Source organism: Devosia sp. P3_B2 (assembly GCF_056402875.1).
Genome location: NZ_JBFUGO010000007.1, coordinates 30,851 through 50,949 on the forward strand (window position 1 = coordinate 30,851; position 20,099 = coordinate 50,949).

13 protein-coding genes are annotated in these 20,099 nt (G+C 66.0%); 6 read left to right on the forward strand and 7 right to left on the reverse strand.

From position 1 onward, the window contains the following. The 4 genes from fliR to AC1DV8_RS11780 all read left to right on the forward strand — a co-directional run bounded on the left by fliR (position 1) and on the right by AC1DV8_RS11780 (position 5,793). Entirely contained in the window at positions 1-771 is a 771-nt protein-coding gene (gene fliR, locus AC1DV8_RS11765; protein WP_477157588.1) for a flagellar biosynthetic protein FliR, read from the forward strand. Continuing rightward, positions 772-1,860 (forward strand): flagellar biosynthesis protein FlhB, encoded by a 1,089-nt coding sequence (flhB, locus tag AC1DV8_RS11770; protein ID WP_477157589.1) that lies wholly within the window; start codon positions 772-774, stop codon positions 1,858-1,860. Positions 1,861-2,006: 146 nt separating this feature from the next. Then, on the forward strand, positions 2,007-4,571 hold the full coding sequence (gene cckA, locus AC1DV8_RS11775) for a cell cycle histidine kinase CckA (protein ID WP_477157590.1): 2,565 nt from the start codon (positions 2,007-2,009) through the stop codon (positions 4,569-4,571). Between the two features lie 7 nt (positions 4,572-4,578). After that, positions 4,579-5,793, forward strand: coding sequence for a class I SAM-dependent methyltransferase (locus AC1DV8_RS11780; protein ID WP_477157591.1), 1,215 nt, complete (start codon positions 4,579-4,581; stop codon positions 5,791-5,793). Here the strand turns inward: AC1DV8_RS11780 and AC1DV8_RS11785 are convergent. From AC1DV8_RS11785 to araD1, 5 genes are all read right to left on the reverse strand, one after another. Beyond that, on the reverse strand, positions 5,790-6,836 hold the full coding sequence (locus AC1DV8_RS11785; RefSeq protein WP_477157592.1) for an aldo/keto reductase: 1,047 nt from the start codon (positions 6,834-6,836) through the stop codon (positions 5,790-5,792). The two genes, AC1DV8_RS11780 and AC1DV8_RS11785, sit on opposite strands and share 4 nt — an antisense overlap. A 237-nt stretch (positions 6,837-7,073) precedes the next feature. Next, positions 7,074-8,372, reverse strand: coding sequence for an HlyD family type I secretion periplasmic adaptor subunit (locus tag AC1DV8_RS11790; protein ID WP_477157593.1), 1,299 nt, complete (start codon positions 8,370-8,372; stop codon positions 7,074-7,076). After that, positions 8,365-10,083, reverse strand: coding sequence for a type I secretion system permease/ATPase (locus tag AC1DV8_RS11795; protein WP_477157594.1), 1,719 nt, complete (start codon positions 10,081-10,083; stop codon positions 8,365-8,367). The genes AC1DV8_RS11790 and AC1DV8_RS11795 overlap by 8 nt, the downstream gene beginning before the upstream one ends. A gap of 235 nt (positions 10,084-10,318) precedes the next feature. After that, positions 10,319-12,418, reverse strand: a complete 2,100-nt coding sequence (locus AC1DV8_RS11800) for a calcium-binding protein (RefSeq protein WP_477157595.1) — start codon at positions 12,416-12,418, stop codon at positions 10,319-10,321. Between the two features lie 267 nt (positions 12,419-12,685). Next, positions 12,686-13,678: an AraD1 family protein gene (gene araD1 / locus AC1DV8_RS11805; protein ID WP_477157596.1), complete on the reverse strand. Its 993-nt coding sequence runs from the start codon at positions 13,676-13,678 to the stop codon at positions 12,686-12,688. 254 nt (positions 13,679-13,932) lie between these two features. Here araD1 and recA point away from each other — a divergent pair, with 254 nt between their 5' ends. Then, complete coding sequence (gene recA / locus AC1DV8_RS11810) at positions 13,933-15,012, forward strand: recombinase RecA (protein WP_477157597.1); 1,080 nt, start codon at positions 13,933-13,935, stop codon at positions 15,010-15,012. A gap of 435 nt (positions 15,013-15,447) precedes the next feature. Next, positions 15,448-18,090 (forward strand): alanine--tRNA ligase, encoded by a 2,643-nt coding sequence (gene alaS / locus AC1DV8_RS11815; protein ID WP_477157598.1) that lies wholly within the window; start codon positions 15,448-15,450, stop codon positions 18,088-18,090. Here alaS and AC1DV8_RS11820 read toward each other — a convergent pair. Together AC1DV8_RS11820 and AC1DV8_RS11825 are read right to left on the reverse strand one after the other, a co-directional pair. Next, positions 18,087-19,046, reverse strand: a complete 960-nt coding sequence (locus AC1DV8_RS11820; RefSeq protein ID WP_477157599.1) for a DMT family transporter — start codon at positions 19,044-19,046, stop codon at positions 18,087-18,089. The two genes, alaS and AC1DV8_RS11820, sit on opposite strands and share 4 nt — an antisense overlap. Next, positions 19,047-20,024, reverse strand: a complete 978-nt coding sequence (locus AC1DV8_RS11825) for a DMT family transporter (RefSeq protein ID WP_477157600.1) — start codon at positions 20,022-20,024, stop codon at positions 19,047-19,049. Between the last annotated feature and the right edge of the window lie 75 nt (positions 20,025-20,099).

The window sequence follows — 20,099 nt, forward strand, 5'->3', positions numbered from 1 at the left end:
ATGATCTCGCTCAACTGGCTGCCCGAAACGGCCTATTTCTACTTGCTGATCTTCGCCCGCGTCGGCGCCATGTTGATGTTGATCCCTGCGCTCGGCGAAACCGCCATCCCGGCTCGCATGCGACTGGGGTTCGCGCTGGCCATGTCGGCGGTGCTCTATCCGCTGATCTCGGCCCAACTGCCGGGGTTGCCGACCAATCTGCCCGAAATCGTCGTGGTGGTGATGCACGAAATCGCCGTCGGGCTGATCCTCGGCGCCATCGCGCGGCTCGCCGTGTCCGGTACGCAGACTGCCGGCGCCGTCATCGCTTCCTCGTCGGGCCTCTCGGTGGCACAGGCCGCCGATCCCACCAATGGCGGCATGCAGGGGGCGCTGATCGGCGCGTTCCTCAGCTTCCTCGGCGTCACGCTGATCTTTGCTACCGACCTCCATCACGTGGCTCTGTCGGCCATCCATGACAGCTACATGATCTTCACCCCCAAGGAGCCGCTGATGTTCGGTGACGCGGCGCAAACGGTCGTCGATACCGTCGCGGGCGCCTTCGTCATCGGGGTACAGATGTCGGCGCCCTTCATCGTGTTCGGGCTGGTGTTCAACCTGGGCATGGGCATCCTCAGCCGGCTGATGCCGCAACTGCAGGTGTTCTTCATCGCCATGCCGGCGACCGTCGGCGTCGGGCTAATCCTCATGGCGCTGCTGCTGACCATGATGATGGGCCTCTATCTGATGCACTTCGAGGGCGTGCTCGCCATGCTGCGCGGCGTTCGCTAGATGAGCGACGAGGCCCCGGAACAGTCATCAAAAACCGAAGATCCTTCGGAAAAGAAGCTGCGCGACGCCCACGAGAAGGGCGATGTGGTCAAGAGCCAGGAGGTCAACAACTGGTTCATCCTGTCGGGTTCCGCCTTGGTCTTCGCCATGATGGCGGGGCCGACCAGCGCCAGCCTCGTCGAGACCCTCAAGGTGCTGCTCGGCAACGCCGAGAAGTTCGAGGTCGGCAGCCAGGCGCTTGCGTCGTTCTGGGGGAACCTCTCGGGCTCGATCCTGATGGTGGCGATCCTGCCGTCGATCGTCATCGCGGCTTTTGGCATAACTGCCAACCTGATCCAGCACCGGCCGCTGCTCTCGCTCGATCCGCTGAAGCCGAAATTCTCCAAGATCAACCCGCTCGAGGGCGCCAGGCGCCTGTTCTCGACCGAAGCACTGGTCAACTTCGTCAAGGGCCTGATCAAGCTGGCTGTGGTCTCCGCCGTCCTGTGGTTCGTGCTGGCGCCCAAGATCGACAGCCTCGAGATGATGATCCAGCTCGAGCCGGCGATGATCGCCGCCGAGTTCATGGACCTGAGCCTCAGCATCTTCGGCGCGGTGCTGGCGGTGGTCACCATCGTTGCCATCGCCGATTACGTCTACCAGCGCAGCCGCTGGTGGAACCGGCTGAAGATGACGGTTCAGGAGACGCGCGACGAATACAAGCAGCAGGAAGGCGATCCCAAGGTCAAAGGCCGCATCCGGCAGGTCCGCATGGAGCGCAGCCGCAAGCGCATGATGGCCGCCGTGCCGCAGGCGACGGTGGTCATCACCAACCCGACCCACTTCGCGGTGGCGCTGAAATACGACAGCGACATGGCCGCTCCGCAATGTGTGGCCAAGGGTGCCGACGCCATCGCCTTCCGCATCCGCGAACTGGCCAAGGAACATGACGTGCCGATCGTGGAGAACCCACCGCTCGCCCGTGCGCTCTACGCTTCGATGGACATCGACGACACCATCCCCGCCGAGCACTTCAAGGCCGTCGCCGAAGTCATCGGGTTCGTGCTGCGGCTGAAGCAGGGCAAGGGCGGCTGGAAGCCGGCGGGCTAGCCGCAAGCGAGTTGCTTGAGCATCCTCCACAAATCTGCCCTGCGCATCGGGGATAACACCTTTGTCGCTACCCAACCGACTTGTGGCTTTGCTAGACCTTGAGAAGGCCGATTCGGCGCGTTTTTCCCCGGGGCACCACCAAGCGCATGGCACCTCTGCCGCTCGACGAGGATAACTATCCCAACCCGCTGATGAACCGCGGCCGCAGCAGCGCCGGGTTGTGGCGCGTCGTCGCGCTCGCGGCGTTCTTCATCGCCGGCGCCATCCTCTTGGCGACGATGGGCGATCGCATTCCTGCCGACCTGATCCTGGTGTTCCTCGGTCTGCTCGCTGTCGTCGGCGTCTTCTGCCTCTTCGCCATCGCGGCGGGCCTGTTCCGCTTCTCGGCCAGCGAGGACACCCAGACCCTCAGCCGCGCCGTGGTCGACAGCCTGCCGTTCGGCGCGCTGGTCACCGATCGCGAAGGCAAGATCAGCTACGTCAACGCCCACTACGGCGAGTTCGCCGGCGGCCTCACCGATGGCGTTCCCGTCTCGGTGCCGCGGCTGTTCGCCGGCGAGCCCGAGGCGTCGGAGGCGGTCTATCGCCTCGCCCGTGCCGCCCGTGATGGGCGCCCGGCCATCGAAGACATCCGCATCATTGGCGGCCTCGGCGGCTCGGTTGGCGGCTCGACCAAGCCGTTCTGGTACCGGGTCGGCGTGCGCGCGCTCCCCACCATCGACGAAGGCGGCAAACCGCTGGTGCTGTGGACCGTGGAGGATATCACCCGCGACCGCGAGCGGCAGGACAACGCCTTCCTCGAGCTGCAGCGCGCCATCGACTATCTCGACCACGCCCCGGCCGGCTTCTTCTCCGCCGACGCCAAGGGCAGGGTGCAGTACCTCAACTCCACCCTCGCCGACTGGCTAGGCTACGACCTCGCGGAGTTCGAATCCACCGCCATCCGGCTCGACGACATCGTGCGCGGCGACGGCGCAAGCCTCCTGATGCGCGGCCGCTCCGACGGCGAAATCCGCACTGAGATCATCGATATCGACCTCGTCCGCCGCAACGGCACCAGCTTCCCGGTACGCCTGATGCACCGCGCCGCCCGCCTCGCCGACGGTGAACTCGGCGAGACCCGCACGCTGGTGCTCGATCGCCGTCAGGGCGCTGACAAGGAAGAGGCCCTCCGCGCCTCGGAAGTCCGCTTCTCGCGCTTCTTCAACGACACCCCGTTCGCGATCGCCACGCTGGACAAGGAAGGGCGGATCATCCGCACCAACGCGCCGTTCAGCCGCATCTTCGACTGGTCGGGCAACGACAAGTCCATCGACATGGAACCGATGGCCGACCTCATCGCCGAGGGCAGCCGCGAGGCCTTCGCCAAGGCGGTGAACGCGGCGCTCGCTAGCCGTTCCGAGATCGAACCGGTCGACGCGACGCTCACGCGCGGCAGCGATCACGCCGTGCGCCTCTACGTCTCCAGCTCCGAGGAAGCCGAAGGCGCCGCCGAGCGGATCAATGTGTACGCGCTTGACATGAGTGAGCAGCGCAAGCTCGAGGCGCAGTTCGCGCAGGGCCAGAAGATGCAGGCCGTCGGCCAGCTCGCCGGCGGCGTCGCGCATGACTTCAACAACGTGCTGACCGCCATCATCGGCTTCACCGACCTGCTGCTCTTGAAGCACAAGCCGGGCGATCCGTCCTTCGCCGACCTGATGTCGATCAAGAACAGCGCCAACCGCGCCGCCGGCCTAACCCGGCAGCTGCTGGCGTTCTCGCGCCGCCAGACGCTGCGGCCGCAGGTGCTGGAAGTGCCGGGCCACCTCGACGACCTGACGGTGCTGCTGAAGCGCCTGATCGGCGAACAGATCACCCTCGACGTCGAGCACTCTGCCGCTGTCTGGCCAGTGAAGGCCGACCTGGTGCAGCTTGAGCAGGTGGTGGTCAATCTCGTGGTCAACGCCCGCGACGCCATGCCGAACGGCGGTGCCATCACGCTGCGCACCCGCAACGTCACCGAGCAGGAAGCGCAGGGCTTCACCTATACCGGCATGCCGCCGGCCGATTACGTGCTGATCGAGGTGGAAGACACCGGCACCGGCATGCCGCCGGAAATCCTCGAGAAGATCTTCGAGCCGTTCTTCTCCACCAAGGAACTCGGCAAGGGCACCGGCCTCGGCCTTTCGACGGTGTATGGCATCGTCAAGCAGTCGTCGGGCTTCATCTACACCGACTCCGTGGTCGGCAAGGGTACGACCTTCCGCATCTTCCTGCCGCGCTACATCCCCAACGAGGGCGAGACGCCGGTCAAGCAGGTGGTGGCACAGGTCAAGGACCTCACCGGCCACGAGCGCATCCTCATCGTCGAGGACGAGGATAGCGTGCGCGCCTTCTCCGCCCGCGCGCTTCGCACTACCGGCTATGAGGTGTTCGAGGCCGATTCCGGCGACGAGGCGCTCGATGTGCTGGAGGAGCTCGACTACAAGATCGACCTGATGATCTCGGACGTGGTGATGCCCGAGATGGACGGCCCGACGCTGCTCACCAAGGTGCGCGAGCGGATGCCTGAGCTGAAGGTGATCTTCGTTTCAGGCTATGCCGAGGAGAATGTCCGGCAGGACATTGCCGACAACCAGAGCGTCGAGTTCCTGCCCAAGCCGTACTCGCTCGACCAGATCAACACCAAGGTCAAGGACGTGCTCGGCAAGGTGGAGCAGGGGCAGGAGTAGCTCCGCGGTGGCGTTTTCGCCCGGCTCGGCCTATATGCCGGTGATGGATACCAGCCTCCCCAAGATCGACCAGTTCCTCGCCGCCCTCGAAAGCGCCGTCGCCGATGGCAGCTTCGTGCGCCTGGCGCTGCGCCTGCCGTTCGGCGCAGACGAGACGCTGAAGAGTGTGGACATCAAGCCCGCGACCATTCGCGGCGACATCAAGTTCAGCTTCACCTTCCACCACCAGACCCGCGACCTGACGCAGAACCATCCGCCTACCGGCGCGATCGGCCAGCTCAAGCGGCTGATGGAAAAGGACTTTCACCAGGCCTTCCTGTTCACCACGGCGTTCGACCTGCAATTCGACAGCCAGGGCAAGTCGCCCCGCCTGAAGCAGACCGAGGCGACCAGCAAGGCTCCGGCTTCGCTTGAGCACGATCGTGCCAAGGCCCGGCCGATCCCGGCTGCGGGCAAGGCTTGGCTCACCGAACTGGGTGTCACCGGCGCCGATGGCACGGTGCTGAAGGCGGCCGGCGACAAGTTCCGGCAAATCAACCGTTACGTCGAAATCCTCGGGCCGCTGCTGAAGGCGATCCCGGAGGATAGGCTGAAGCGGGTGGTGGATATGGGGGCGGGCAAGGGCTACCTGACCTTCGCCGTGGCCGACTATCTGAGGCAGAACTTGCAGCGTTCGGCTGAGGTGGTTGGCGTCGAATTCCGCGACGATCTCGTGAAATTCTGCAACGAGACTGCTTCAGCTACCGGCGTGGGCAATCTCAGCTTCGAACAGGGCACCATCGAGAATTTCGACTCTGCCGGAACCGATGTGCTGATCGCGCTGCACGCCTGCGACACCGCCACGGACGACGCCATCGCCAAGGGCATCTCCGCCGGCTCGGAGCTGATCGTCGTCGCCCCGTGCTGCCACAAGCAGATCCGGCGCGAGATGGAGACCTCGAACCACGGCAATGCGCTCGATTTCGTCACCCGCCACGGCATCTTCCTCGAGCGCCAGGCCGAGATGGTCACCGACGCGATGCGCGCCATGATCCTCGAGCACTTCGGCTACTCGACCAAGGTGTTCGAGTTCATCTCGGACGTGCATACGCCCAAGAACGTGCTGATCGTGGCGACGAAAACGAAGCGCGGCAAGGATGCGGCGCCGCTCAGGAAACTGGCGGACGCCAAGGATTTCTTTGGCATCCGCCGGCACTACCTCGAGGATGCGGTGGGGCTTTAGTCCACCCGCCCGTTCGGCAACGGCGTGCCCGGATCAACCAGTTTCTGGTCGGCCAGACCGTCCCAGAAGGCGGCGGGGATGGGGGTGTTCCACCACTTGAGGATGCCGTCGAGCTCGGCTGGGGATTTCGGGCCGGTCAGCACCGAGACGACCGTCGGGTGAGCGACGCCGAACTGGAGGGCGGCGGCCCCTAGCGGGATCTTGTGGGCGTCGCAGAGGGCGGTGAGCGCCTTCACCTTCTCGACGATATGAGGCGGCGCTTCCTGGTAGCGGCCGGTGTCGGGTCCCCAAATGTTGAGGCCCGCAAGGATGCCGGCGGCGAAGGGGCCTGCCGCGATCACCGACGTCCCGCGCTCGGCGCAGGTGGGGAACAGCGTTTCGAGCGGCGATTGCTCGAGCAGGTTGTAGCGGTTGGCGAGCAGGAACACGTCCCAATCGCCGATGTCGAAGGACTGCAGCAGGATCGGCACTTCGTTGACCCCGAGGCCGATGGCCTTGATGTCGCCGTTGCGGCGCAGCTCGTCGAGGGCCCGATAGCCGCCGCCGGCCAGGTCGGCCCAGTGCTTCTTGTAGCCCTCTTCGCCGTGGGATTTCGTGCCGATGTCGTGGACGAGCAGGATCTCGACATGGCCAAGGCCCAGCCGCTGTAGGCTGTCCTCATAGGAGCGCATCACGGCATCGTAGGTGTAGTCGTAGGCAATCTCGAACGGGAACGGGTAGGTCCAGCCGCGCGGCACCGAACGCGTCGCTTCCGAGCGCACCGGCCGCAGCATGCGGCCCACCTTCGTGGAGATCGCGACGTCATCGTGCCGGTAGCGCAGGGCATCGCCCATCAGGTGCTCGGAGCGCCCGTCGCCATAGTGAGGCGCCGTATCATAGTAACCGACGCCCGCATCAAGAGCGGCGGTCACCAGCGCACGCGCCTGGTCGTCCGAGACCTCGTTGCCCATCATGCCGGCGAGCGTCGCGCCGCCGAGGCCGAGTTCGGTCAACTCGAGGCGGGTGCGACCGACCTGGCGCTTCTTGAAACTGGTGGCGCTCATCTACTGCTCTACTCCCTGGGCCCAACGGCGGCGGACACTGACATGTCAGTGGCATCGGGTAAACCAGCCAAAGGGCTTAGGGCAAGCCCCAAGTGGCGCCGTTGCACGTGGACCCCCACCCCTGACTCCTGCCCTGGAAGAAGCGGAGCGAGACGAAAGTACCGGAGCAGCTGGGAGCGTCTCCCTCCCCATGTTCAGGGGAGGGACAGGGGTGGGGGGCGGTTGGCTTCAGGAGGTTCAATCCTCGCGGAAAGCATGGCTCAACTGCGCCGCCAGTGGCCCCAGCAAGTACGACAGCACCGTGCGGTCGGCCGTCCGCAAAAACGCCTCCGCCGGCATGCCGGGCACGAGGTGTTGCTGGTGCGGCAGGCGGGCCAGTTCGGATTCCGCGAGCTTCAGGCGGATCGAGAAATAGGCGACGCCCGTCGTCGGGTCGCGCGACAGATCGGGGGAGATGGATTCGACGCTGGCGGCGAGTTCCGGCGTCGTCCGCGCGTCCAGCCCGACCAGCCGCACCGATGCCGCCTGGCCCACCGTCAGCTTGTCGACATCGAGCGGCGAGACGCGCGCCTCCAGCGCGAGGCGGTCGGAGCGCGGCACCACCTGCATCAGCGTCTCGCCCGCCGACACCACGCCGCCCACCGTGCGGACGATCGACTCGTGCACGATGCCGGCCTGCGGCGCCCGGATCTCGAGCTTCGCCAGCCGGTCCTCGGCGGCGATCTTCTGCTGCAGCAGCTCGGCGATCTGCAGGCCGACGTCGCGCAGGTCTTCCAGCACGCCTGCGCGGAAGGTGGCGGTGTTTTCGGCGATCTTGGCGCGGCTGCCGGCAATGGCGGTTCGCGCCGAAGCGATCTCGGCGGTGAGGTTGCCCGCCTCGCCTTCGAGCCGCGCCAACTCGCGCTTCGAGCTGTTCAGCCGGCTCGCCTCGACGAGGCCGTCCTTGAACAGCGTCTCGGAGTCGCCGACTTCATCGGAGAGGATGGCGACCTGCCGGGTAACCGCGGCCTGCTGCGCCTCCAGCCCGACGATCTGCTCGCCGAGCTGCCCGATCTGCTCCTCGAGTTGCGTGGCGAGCCCGGCCTGCGCATCGGCACGGCTCTGGCGCAGTCCCTCCTGCGCGGCGAGCAGTTGGTCGAGGGTCGCGCGATCCGGCCAGCTATCGAGGCTGGCGGGAAGCGTCAGGTGGTCGTTGCCAATACTCTCGGCGGTCAGCCGCGCTTCCAGGGCAAAGGCGGCGCTCAACTGCGAGACGATCACCGCGAGGTTGGCGGAGACCGTCGTGCTGTCGAGCTGCAGCAACAGCTGTCCCGCGGTCACCGGGTCGCCGTCCTTCACCAGGATCGCCGCCACCACGCCGCCTTCGGGATGCTGCACGCGCTTGGTACCTTCAAGCGGCACCACGGTGCCCTGCGCGATTACCGCGCCGGCGATCTCGGTGGTGCCGGCCCAACCGCCAAGCGCGCCGATGAACAGCGCGATGGCGCCGAGGCCGGCAAGGGCGTGGCGCCGGAGGCTACGGATCGGGTCAGCCATGGACCCGCACCTCCTCGATGCGTGGGGCAGGGGCGGTGACCTGCCGCAGCACTTCGTCCTTGCTGCCGAAGGCGCTCTGCCGCCCATTCACCACGTAGATCAGCTTGTCGCAGACGGCGATGGCGCTCGGCCGGTGGGCGATGACGATCACCACCGCACCCCGATGCTTTGCCGCCGTGAGCGCATTGGTCAGGGCGGTGTCGCCGGCGAAGTCGAGATTGGCGTTCGGCTCGTCCAGCACCAAGAGGAACGGATCGCCGTAGAGCGCCCGGGCGAGGCCGATGCGCTGGCGCTGGCCAGCGGAAAGAGCCGCGCCGCGAGCCCCGATGCGGGTGTCGTAGCCATCGGGCAGGCCGGTGATCAGTTCGTGCACACCGGCAAGCCGCGCCGCCTTCAGCACGCCGTCGCTGTCGGCATCCGGCCGGAACCGGGCGATGTTCTCGGCAACGCTGCCGTCGAACAGCCCCACGCTCTGCGGCAGGTAACCGATCCGCCGGCCAATCTGCATCGGGTCGTAGTGGGCCAGTTCCGAGCCATCGAGCCGCACCTCGCCCTGCAGCACCGGCCAGATGCCGACCAATCCACGCGCCAGCGAGGTCTTGCCCGAACCGGAAAGGCCGAGCACGCCCATCGCCTCACCAGCGGCGAGGGTGAAGTTGACGCCGGAGATAAGGGGAGGTCCCTGCAACACTGGTCCAGTGGCGAACTGGCGGACCTGCAGGGTGAATTGGGGGTCGGGCAGGCTCAGGCGGGGCGCTTCCGCCGGCTGCGCCGCCAGCAGCACTTCTGTCCGCTGCAAGGCCTGACGGGCGGCTGCGAGGCCACGCCATTGCGCGACCACCTGTTCAACCGGCGCCAGGGCTCGCGAGGTGACGATCGAGGCAGCGATCATCAGCCCCGCCGAAAGCTCGCCGCGGATCACGAGGTAGGCGCCCAGCGCCAGCACGGCCGATTGCAGGAGAAAGCGGAACGACTTCGTTACTGATGAGTAGAGCGCGCCGACATCGCCGGCCCGGTTCTGCACCGCCGACAGCGCCTCTGACCGGGTCCGCCAACGCTCCGTTACGTCGTCGAGCATGCCCATGGCGAACACGGGTTCGGCGTTGGCGCGGGCATCTTCTCCCAGCGACTGGCGCCGGGTCAGCGCCGCCGCGGTCTCGGCCGTCGGCCGCCCGGAGAGCCGCTCGTTGATCAACAGCAGCGTGGTCGCCACCAACGCGCCGCCCGTCGCCAGCCAGCCCAACGCAGGGTGGAACAGGAAGACGATCAGCAGGTAGACCGGCAGCCACGGTAAATCGAACAACGCCAGCGGACCGGACCCGCCGACGTACTGCCGGATGCTATCGAGATCGCGCACGGCATCGGGGCGCGCTGCGCCCAACGGCGTCAGTCCGGCTCGCAGCGAGGCGCGAAACACATCGGGGGCCACCGAGGCCTCCAGTGCGCCGGCAAAGCGCGAGGCCATGCGCGAGCGCAAGAGGTCCAGCAGGGCGAGGAAGGCGTAGACCCCGGCGACCAGCGCAAACAGCGCCACCAGCGTCGGCACGGAGCGGCTGGCCAGCACGCGGTCATAGACCTGCAGCATGAACAGCGGGCCGGTCAGCACCAGGAGGTTGGTGCAGAGGCTGACGATGCCGAGCGCCAGCAGCGGGAACCCGGTGCGCCTCAGGAGGGCGCGGACGACGCTTTCGCGCCGGGCGCCGTTCGACATTTCGGTACCTCGTCGCTGCCCGGTTGGGCGAGTGCCGTGGAGTCTCTGTGCCCGGGAGCCATGCATGAACCGGCGCCCTCGGATAGCAGCCATGCTGAAACGGCATATCCGGGATTGGGCGGGAATGAAAAAACCCCGGAACACGGGGGTTCCGGGGCTTAGGTATTGCGGGGTTGGTGCCGCAATTTTCAGCAGCCGGGACTTGGGGCGCCCGGTGCTGAATTGAGAGGCAGCGTCAGACGATCCAGTCCGACGATGCCAGAAGGGAATCGAGCGTGGCGCCGTTGAGCCCCATGGCGAGCGCATCGCCGTGGGCATCGGCGACGCGGATCTCGACGTGATAACCACTGCCGTCGACGTCGATGCCGAGGCTGTCATAGGTGTCGCCGCCACTGGCCGCCGCCTCGCGGAATGCCGAGAGGAACGCAGCAGGCGACGAGAAGCCCGTCAGCCCGATATCCAGCCGGTCGCCAGACTTGAGCGAGAAGTCCTCGACCGTGTCGTGGCCGGCCGAGAACACGAATGTGTCAGCGCCCGAGCCCCCATTGAGCAGGTCGATGCCGTCGCCGCCGAACAGCCGGTCGTTGCCGGTCTGGCCGTAGAGGTCGTCATCGCCATCGCCGCCCGACAGGTAGTCGTTCCCGGCACGGCCGAAGAAGCGGTCATTGCCGCCGAAACCGAAGAGCTCGTTGGCCGCGTCGTTGCCGGTGAAGCTGTTGTTGAGCGCGTTGCCGAAGCCGTTGACGTCGCGGGTGCCGGTCAGCTCCAGCGCCTCGTTCTCTGCGCCAAGGACGTAGGTATTGGCGGAGATGATACGGTCATATCCGGCGCCGGACAGCACCACGTCGTGGACGGAACTGATGACGATCCGGTCGGCGTCGTCGGTGCCGAAATAGGTGGTCGGCAGGTCGGTGAGGGTCGACGTGGCGACGGTGCCGTCGGCGAAGCGGAAGGCCTCGATGCCGCCGATGATGTCGTAGCTGCCGCCGGCCTTGTGGACAACGAAACGGCCCGAGAGGTCGCGGGTGAGCGTGTAATCGTCGCGATCGCCGGCATAGGACAGGACGTCTGTGCCGAGGCCGCCGTCGATGAGATCGTTGCCCTTCGAGGCAACCACCAGGTCGTCGCCCTTGTCGGCGTACAGGCGGTCGCAACCGGCGCCGCCGATCAGCGTGTCGGCTCCGGAATTGGCATGGAACTCGACGCCGGAATCGTCCGCGACGATGATCTCGGCCTTGGTCGTACCCGCGACGTTGGCGAAGGTCACGGTGTTGGCGTCGCGGTCGGTGGGGGCACCGTAGCTGGTGCCCTCGTCGTTCACGAACAGCGTGGGCGAAAGGTACGTGGCTTCGAGGGCCGTGCGTACCGAGCTCAGCACCTCGACCACGTTGTCATGGTCGTCGCCGCCGTGAAAGTTGATGTCGCGGTTGGTCTCGCGCACCTGGATGGAATTGTTGGCCTCGCTGGTCCAGCTGGCGAACAGCAGGGCATGGCGGGTGTCGAAGGCCTCGAGCCCGACCAGCCCGCTGTCGTAGAGCGCCTTGAGCTGGAAGGCATAACCGTTGCCGCCATCCCCCTTGTTCACCGCGCCATCGACCGAGAGATTCGAGGCATCGAGGAAGATCGATTGCGAGAAAGTGAAGCCGTTGGAGGGGGCGTTCTCGATGTCGATGTCGAACAGCTTCACGTGGCTGGTGGCCGACAGCGAGATGACGTTCGAGCGATCAAAGGCCGACGAGACGTTGTTGAAATTGCCCGGATCCTGTTCGGCCAACCCCGATTGCACGGTGAAGCCGCCGAGCTTGACGTTCTCCGCCACCTCGATCTTCTGCACCGAGGCAATGGTGGAGAAATCGAAGGCCAGCCCGTTGGTGAGCCGCACGGTGTTGCCGTTGACCGAGGCGACCTCGACCATCGACGTACGCAGCGGCTTGTCTTCGCGCCACTGGGTGTCGCCGATCGAGTCGAGGTAGGCGTCGGTGTTCTCGAGCTCGATCCACAGGTGATCGCCGGTCTGCAGCGCGGACGCATCGTCCATATGCAGGTACATCGAGCCCTTGCTCGCCGCCTCGCTCAGCGAGAACGCGCCCGAGTAGCTCGGCACGTCGATGACGCCGCCCACCTGGAAGGCGCCGCCGGCCCGGGCATTGCCGACGAGGTCGATGGTCGTCGCCCCCGATCCGGTGCCCATCACCGTGATGTCGTCGCGGTTGATGACGACGGTCTGGTCGAACTCGAAGGCGCCGGCGCCCAGCAGGATGGTTTCGCCGGCTGGTGCTGAGTTGACAATGGCCTGCAACTCGGCCGCAGAGGTCGAGGCGGAAACGGTGATCATTGGGGGAGTACCTTTCGCAACTAGTGGAGTGGACGCGAATGCCTCCCTTTTGCACCGCGACGGCAGTGTTCCCGCTTGGCGCTAACCCCGGCTGAGGCCGATCGATAAGATTTGCGTCAAAAGCCGCAGGGAACACGTGCCCAACCTCGCCCGCCAATCTGGGCGGTGAGGGGGCCGAAATGTGCACGCTGTGGAAAAGTTGCCGATATGCAAGAGCCGGGCACTGGGCCCGGCTCTGAAGCAGTCATCGATCGGCGGTCGGGCCGCCTAGAGCTGGCGGATTTCCACCGGCCGGTCCTTGTTCCAGGCCACCGCGTTGCGCAGCGGCAGACCGAACTGGGCTTCCTCGATCTCGAACACGTCGCCGGGTTCGGTCTTGATGCCGTCGGCAAAGCTCAGCGTCGCGGTGCCGAACATGTGGACGTGGATGTCGCCCGGCTGGCGGAACAGGTCGTACTTGAAGTGGTGGTACTCGAGGTTGGCGATGGTGTGGCTCATGTTGTCCTCACCCGAGAGGAACGGCTTTTCCCACACTACCTTGCCGTCGCGCAGGATGCGCGACATGCCCGAGACGTTGCGCGGCAGCTCGCCGACGCGCAGCTCCGGCCCAAACGAGCACCAGCGGAGCTTGGAATGCGCGAGGAACAGGTAGTTCACCCGCTCGGTGACATGGTCGGAGAACTCGTTGCCGAGCGCAAAGCCGAGCCGGAAGGGCGTCCCGTCCTTGCCGATATAGTAGATGCCGGCGATCTCGGGCTCTTCGCCGGCGTCCTTGGCGAAGGCAGGCGAGGGGATGGGCTTGCCGGGCGCCGCTACGACGTAGCCGTTGCCCTTGTAGAACCACTCCGGCTGCACGCCGGTCTCGCCCGACTTGGGCTTGCCGCCCTCCAGGCCCATGCGGAACATCTTCATCGAATCCGTCAGTGGCGCCTCGGCCTGCTGCTGGTTCGACTTGTGCATGGCGTCGCGGGTCGAGGCCGAGCCGAGATGGGTGAGGCCCGTGCCGGTGACATAGAGGTGCGCCGGATCGGGATGGTCGACAGGGGCCAGCAGCCGGCCTTCCTTGGCGAGCGCTTCGCGATCGAGCTTGGCGCCAAGGCCTTTCTCGATCACCACGGCGCGCAGCGACAGGCCGCGTTCGGCGGCTTCGCTGGCCAGCGCATAGACGCTGGTAGCTCCGGTCACGACGCTGGTCACGCCGCCTTCGGTAGCGCCGACGGCCCGGGCGCCCTTGTCGTCCTCGAACTGGATGAGATGCATGAAGCCCATTCTCTCGGTTTTCGTTGCCGCCCTATAGCGCGAGCGCCGGACGATTGCATTTGGATTTTGGATGTAGATCGCACTTGCGGATGCCCAGGGGGCGTACGGCGCGAATCGGGCTGCATCGGTGCGTAAGGCACAACGAATTTACCCCCTTGACGTTTTGGAAACGAAATGAGAACAAACTGCGTACATTAGATGGACAGATATCGGTTTGCGCGGCGCGAACCGAAGTGGAATAAGGGGAGACGGTTATGGCTGCTGCTGTGACGCCACTGCGGGTTATTGAGGGATCGATGGATAAGGACAAGGCGCTGGCTGCAGCGCTGAGCCAGATCGAGCGGAATTTTGGCAAGGGCACGGTGATGCGGTTCGGCGAGGGCGCCATTGCCCAGGTCGAAGCGATTTCCACCGGTTCGCTCGGGCTCGATATCGCGCTCGGCATTGGCGGGCTGCCCAAGGGTCGTATCGTTGAAGTGTTCGGGCCGGAAAGCTCGGGCAAGACGACACTGGCGCTGCACGTGGTAGCCGAGGCCCAGAAGAAGGGCGGCATCGCCGCGTTCATCGACGCCGAGCATGCGCTCGACCCGATCTACGCCCGCAAGCTTGGGGTGAAGGTCGACGAACTGCTGATCTCGCAGCCCGATACCGGCGAGCAGGCGCTGGAAATCGCCGACACGCTGGTGCGCTCCGGCGCAGTGGACGTTCTGGTGGTCGACTCGGTTGCCGCGCTGACGCCGAAGGCCGAACTCGAAGGCGAGATGGGCGATTCGATGCCGGGCCTGCAGGCCCGCCTGATGAGCCAGGCGATGCGCAAGCTCACCGGCTCGATCTCGAAGTCGAAGGCCATGGTGATCTTCATCAACCAGATCCGCATGAAGATCGGCGTGATGTACGGCTCGCCCGAGACCACGACGGGCGGCAACGCGCTGAAGTTCTATTCCTCGGTCCGCCTCGACATCCGCCGTATCGGCGCGATCAAGGAGCGCGAGGAAGTCATCGGCAACCAGACCCGCGTCAAGGTGGTTAAGAACAAGCTTGCCCCGCCGTTCCGCCAGGTCGAATTCGACATCATGTATGGTGAAGGCATCTCGAAAACTGGCGAACTGCTCGATCTCGGCGTGAAGTCGGGCCTCGTCGAGAAGTCCGGCGCCTGGTTCTCCTACGACAGCCAGCGGCTGGGGCAGGGGCGCGAGAACTCCCGCCAGTTCCTCAAGGACAACCCGCAGATCGCCGACCAGATCGAAAAAGGCGTCCGCGAGAGCTCCGGCGTCCTGGCCGAAGCCCTCCTGGCCGGCCCCGAAGGCGATGAGGCTGACGACGGCGAGGCGTGATCGGTTCCCGCTGCACAACGAGTTCAAGGGCGCCCAGGTGGCGCCCTTCTTCATTTGGGACTGGCCTCATTGCCGCCTACCCACGGGCCGTCCGCTAGACCCTACTCGTGTCCCAATCTCACCCACCCACCAGCCGTCATCCCGGCGAAAGCCGGGACCCACTGCTCTGACGGCTGGGTTGGCACGGGCCGCGCCGGTCCATCACAGCAAGGGGACAGATCAGCGCGAGTGGAACGGCCGGAGCATTGGGTCCCGGCTTTCGCCGGGGATGACGGCCGGTGGCGGAAGCGGGCATGGCTGAAGCGGCTTCGGCCGCCAATATGTGGCATCCTGCAACCCCTGCGCTGGACACAACCGCGACCCCCGCGATAGAAGGCCTTTCCTGTTGTTCTTGGCGGGGCCGCGGCCTCGCCATTTGTCTGTAAGAGACCCGTCATGACGAGCGTGAACGATATCCGGTCGAGCTTCTTGGGCTACTTTGCCAAGAACGGTCACGAGGAAGTTGCCTCGAGCCCGCTGGTGCCGCGGAATGACCCGACCCTGATGTTCACCAATGCCGGCATGGTGCAGTTCAAGAACGTCTTCACCGGCGTCGAGAAGCGCCCGTATTCGACGGCGACCACCTCGCAGAAATGCGTGCGTGCCGGCGGCAAGCACAATGACCTCGACAATGTCGGGTTCACCGCGCGGCACCACACCTTCTTCGAGATGCTCGGCAACTTCTCGTTCGGCGACTACTTCAAGGAGCATGCAATCGAGCTGGCCTGGAACCTCCTGACCAAGGAGTGGGGCCTGCCCAAGGAGAAGCTGACCGCGACGATCTACCAGGACGACGACGAGGCGATGGCACTCTGGAAGAAGATCTCCGGGCTGCCTGAGGAGCGCATCGTGCGGCTCGGTGCCAAGTCGAACTTCTGGCAGATGGGCGACACCGGCCCGTGCGGCCCGTGCTCGGAGATCTTCTACGACCACGGCGACAAGTACTGGGGCGGCCCTCCGGGCTCGCCCGAGGAAGATGGCGATCGCTTCGTCGAGATATGGAACCTCGTGTTCATGCAGTTCGAGCAGGCTGCTGACGGCTCCCGCACCGGGCTGCCGCGTCCCTCGATCGATACCGGCGCCGGGCTCGAGCGCGTCGCCGCGGTGATGCAGGGCACCAACAACAATTATGAGATCGACCTGTTCAAGGCGCTGATTTCGTCGGCGCAGCAGGCCATCGGCTTCAATGGCGAGAGCAGCAATGCGAGCCTCCGCGTCATTGCCGACCACCTGCGCTCGATGAGCTTCCTGATCGCCGAAGGTGTGCTGCCCTCGAACGAGGGTCGCGGCTACGTGCTGCGCCGCATCATGCGCCGTGCCATGCGTCATGCGACGCTGCTCGGCGCCAGCGAGCCGGTGATCCACAAGATCGTGCCGACGCTGGTGCGCGAGATGGGCCAGGCCTATCCGGAGCTGGTGCGCGGCGAGGCGATGATCACCGAGACCGTCGAGCTCGAGGAGAACCGGTTCCTCAAGACGCTCGGCCGCGGCCTGCAGATTCTCGCCGACGAGACCAAGGACCTCGGCGAAGGCGGCGTGCTGGCCGGCGGCACCGCGTTCAAGCTCTACGACACGTTCGGCTTCCCGCTCGACCTGACGCAGGACGCGCTGCGTACCCGTGGCATCAGCGTCGACACCGTCGGCTTCGATGCCGCGATGGCCGCGCAGAAGGCCGAGGCGCGGAAGAGCTGGGCCGGTTCGGGCGAAGCCGCGACCGACCTAGTGTGGTTCTCGATCGCCGACAAGGTCGGCCCATCGGAGTTCCTCGGCTACGAAACCGAGGACGCCGAGGGCGAGATCGTCGCCCTGGTGAAGGACGGCAAGGAAGTCGACAGCCTCAAGGCCGGCGACGAAGGCTTCGTCGTGCTCAACCAGACGCCGTTCTACGGCGAGAGTGGTGGCCAAGTTGGCGACACCGGCCGGCTGGTAGCCGAAGGCGTGGCGGTGACCGTCACCGAGACTACCAAGCATCACGGCGTGTTCGCGCACCATGTGAAGGTCGACGAGGGCACGCTGAAGCGCGGCCTCGGCCTGGCGCTGCATGTCGACCATGGGCGCCGCACAGCGATCCGCGCCAACCACTCGGCTACACACCTGCTGCACGAGGCGCTCCGCATCGTGCTCGGCGATCACGTGGCGCAGCGCGGCTCGCTGGTCGCGCCTGACCGCCTGCGTTTCGACTTCGTCCACACCAAGGCGATCTCGCCGCAGGAACTTGCCGAGATCGAGGACATCGCCAACGATATCGTGCTGCAGAACACTCCGGTCGAAACCCGGCTGATGAGCGTCGAAGACGCCAAGTCGTCGGGCGCCCGGGCGCTGTTCGGCGAGAAGTACGGCGACGAAGTGCGCGTCGTGTCGATGGGCCTCCCCACGGGCAACGGGCTCGGGTGGTCGGTGGAACTCTGCGGCGGCACCCATGCGCGCCGCACCGGTGATATCGGGCTGATTTCGGTAGTGGCCGAAGGCGGCGTCGCCGCCGGCGTCCGCCGCATCGAGGCGGTCACCGGCAAGGCAGCGCGGCATCGCGGCAACGACAATGTGCGGATCGTCGAGACCGCAGCGAACCTGCTGCGCTCCGGCCCACATGAAGTGCTCGAGCGCATCGAGACGCTGCAGGACAACTTCAAGAAGGCCGAGCGGGCGCTGAGTGACGCCAACAAGAAGCTGGCCTTGGGCGGTGGACAGGGCGCCAGCGCCCCGGCAGCCGATGATAGCGTCAATGGTGTCACCTTCGTCGGTCGCGCCGTCGAGGGCATTTCGCCGAAGGACGTGAAGGGCCTGGTCGATACCGAGAAGAAGCGGATCGGTTCGGGTGTAGTTACGGTTGTGCTGAAGGGGGAGGACGGCCGCGGCACCGTTGCCGTTGGCGTCACCGACGACCTGACCGGGAAGTATGCGGCGGGTGAACTGGTGAAGTTCGCCACCGTGGCACTCGGCGGGCAGGGCGGCGGCGGCCGCCCCGACATGGCGCAGGGCGGCGGCCCGGATGGCGGCAAGGCCGACGCGGCGATCGCTGCGGTGCGCGCGGCGCTCTAGACGGGGTCCGGTCCCGGGCCCTTGAAGGTATCGGGCGACGGGTTGTCCCGGCGCGCCCGATACTCGGCCCAGCGGCCGGCGATGCGGGCCCGTGCCCCATCGCTGAACACATTGGCAAGCCCGGCGGCAACCACGACGCCGAGCCCCGCCAGCCCGAGCGCATCGGGCACTTCGGCGAAGAACAGCGCGCCGAACAGCAGCGCCCACACCACCTGGCTATACTGCATCGGCGCGACGCGGCTGGCCGGCGCGAGCGACACGGCGGCGATCTGCAGCAGGTAGCCAATCCCGCCGAGAATGCCGCAGATCAGGAGCGCGCCGAGCAGCATCCAACCGGGCCAGACGAAGCCGAAGATCACCAGCCCGATGGCGTTGGCGGCGAGCGTGAAGAGGCCGGGCAGCGCGAACAGGCTGACCTTGCGCTCCTCGCCCGAGATGAGCCGCATGGCGGTGACCGAGATGGCCGCGCTGACCGCGCAGCCGAGCGCCGTGAGGTGGCCGAGTTCTAGCTCGCGGAAGCCCGGACGCACCACCAGCAGCACGCCGAGAAAGCTGATGATCACCAGTGCCCAGCGATCGAGCGCGACCCGTTCGCCCAGGATGAACACCGAGAGGATGATGGTCATCACCGGGATCAGGAAGACGAGGCAATAGGCCTCGGCCAACGGGATGGTGACGAACGAATAGGTGATCAGCATCGAGCTCGCCGTGCGGCAGACAGCGATGAGCACCATGAGCCAAGGGCGCCTGAATTTGAACGTATCGCGCCAGCGTTCGGCCTTGGGCTTGGAGAAGAGCGCCGGGATGATCGAGAACACGGTGGTGAAGAGGCCGATCTCGAACACGCTGAGGTCGGCGCCCAGGCCTTTGATCATGGCGTCGGCGGTGGAATAGACGCCATAGGCGATGAGGGCGCAAAGTACCCCGAGCGAGGCGGGCGTGAGGCTGCGTAGCATCTACTTGCCCGTCGCCGGCGCTTGCTCGTCCGCATCGCCGCGGCGCGGCAGCTTCGCGTCGTCGCCGAGTGGCGCGCTGACTTCGGAGATGGCACTGGCCGGGCCGAACACCGAGAGGCGGGAGAAGATGCGAATGCGGGTCTCGTCCGACATCACGTTGAGGATGCCGCCGAAGGCCACGACCACCAGACCGCAATAGGCGATGGTGTCGGGGAACTCGTGGAAGAAGATGGCGCCGAAGACCACCGCCCAGGCGATCTGGCTGTACTGTGCCGGCGCGATCTGGCTCACCGGGGCGCGGCGGGTGGCGGCGATGAACAAGATGTTGCCGGTGCCGCCGAGCGCGCCGATGGCCAGCAGCAGGGCGAACTCTTCCCACGTCGGCCAGTGGAAGGTCGGCAGCATCAGGATGCCGTTGACCAGCACGATGTAGCCAAGCGGCCAGCCGAGCAGGCTGACGCGCTTTTCGACCGGCGCGACCTTGCGCAGCGTCGTGGTGGTAATGCCGCCCATCAGCGCCGCGCCGAGGGCGAGCAGGTGACCCAGTTGCAGGTCGCGGAAGCCGGGCCGCACCACCAAGAGCACGCCGAGGAAGCTGGCGCCGAGGAACAGCCAGCGCTGCCAGGTGACGTCTTCCTTGAGGATGGTCCTCGACAGCGCCACCACGAAGATCGGCGCGAGGAAGGCGATCGAATAGGCCTCGGCCAGCGGGATGTGGGTGAAGGCGTAGATGATGCAGAGGTTGCCGATGACGCCGGTGACACTGCGCAGCTGCACCAGCCACGGATGGCGCATGTGGTGGAACTGCCGCCAGTGCTCGCCCTTGGGCTTGGTGAAGATGGCCGGAAGGAAGGAAAACAGCGCCGTCCAAAAGGCGATCTCGAAGACCGACAGGCTCGTACCGAACCCTTTGATGATCGCGTCGCAGCAGGAATAGAGCAGATAGGCAATGAGCGAAAAAGCGACGCCGGAGGGCATCTTCGGATATCCAAACGGGGGAGGGACGCGGCTGGTATGGCAGATCGTATACGACGCGCTTATCGGGGCGTCGAT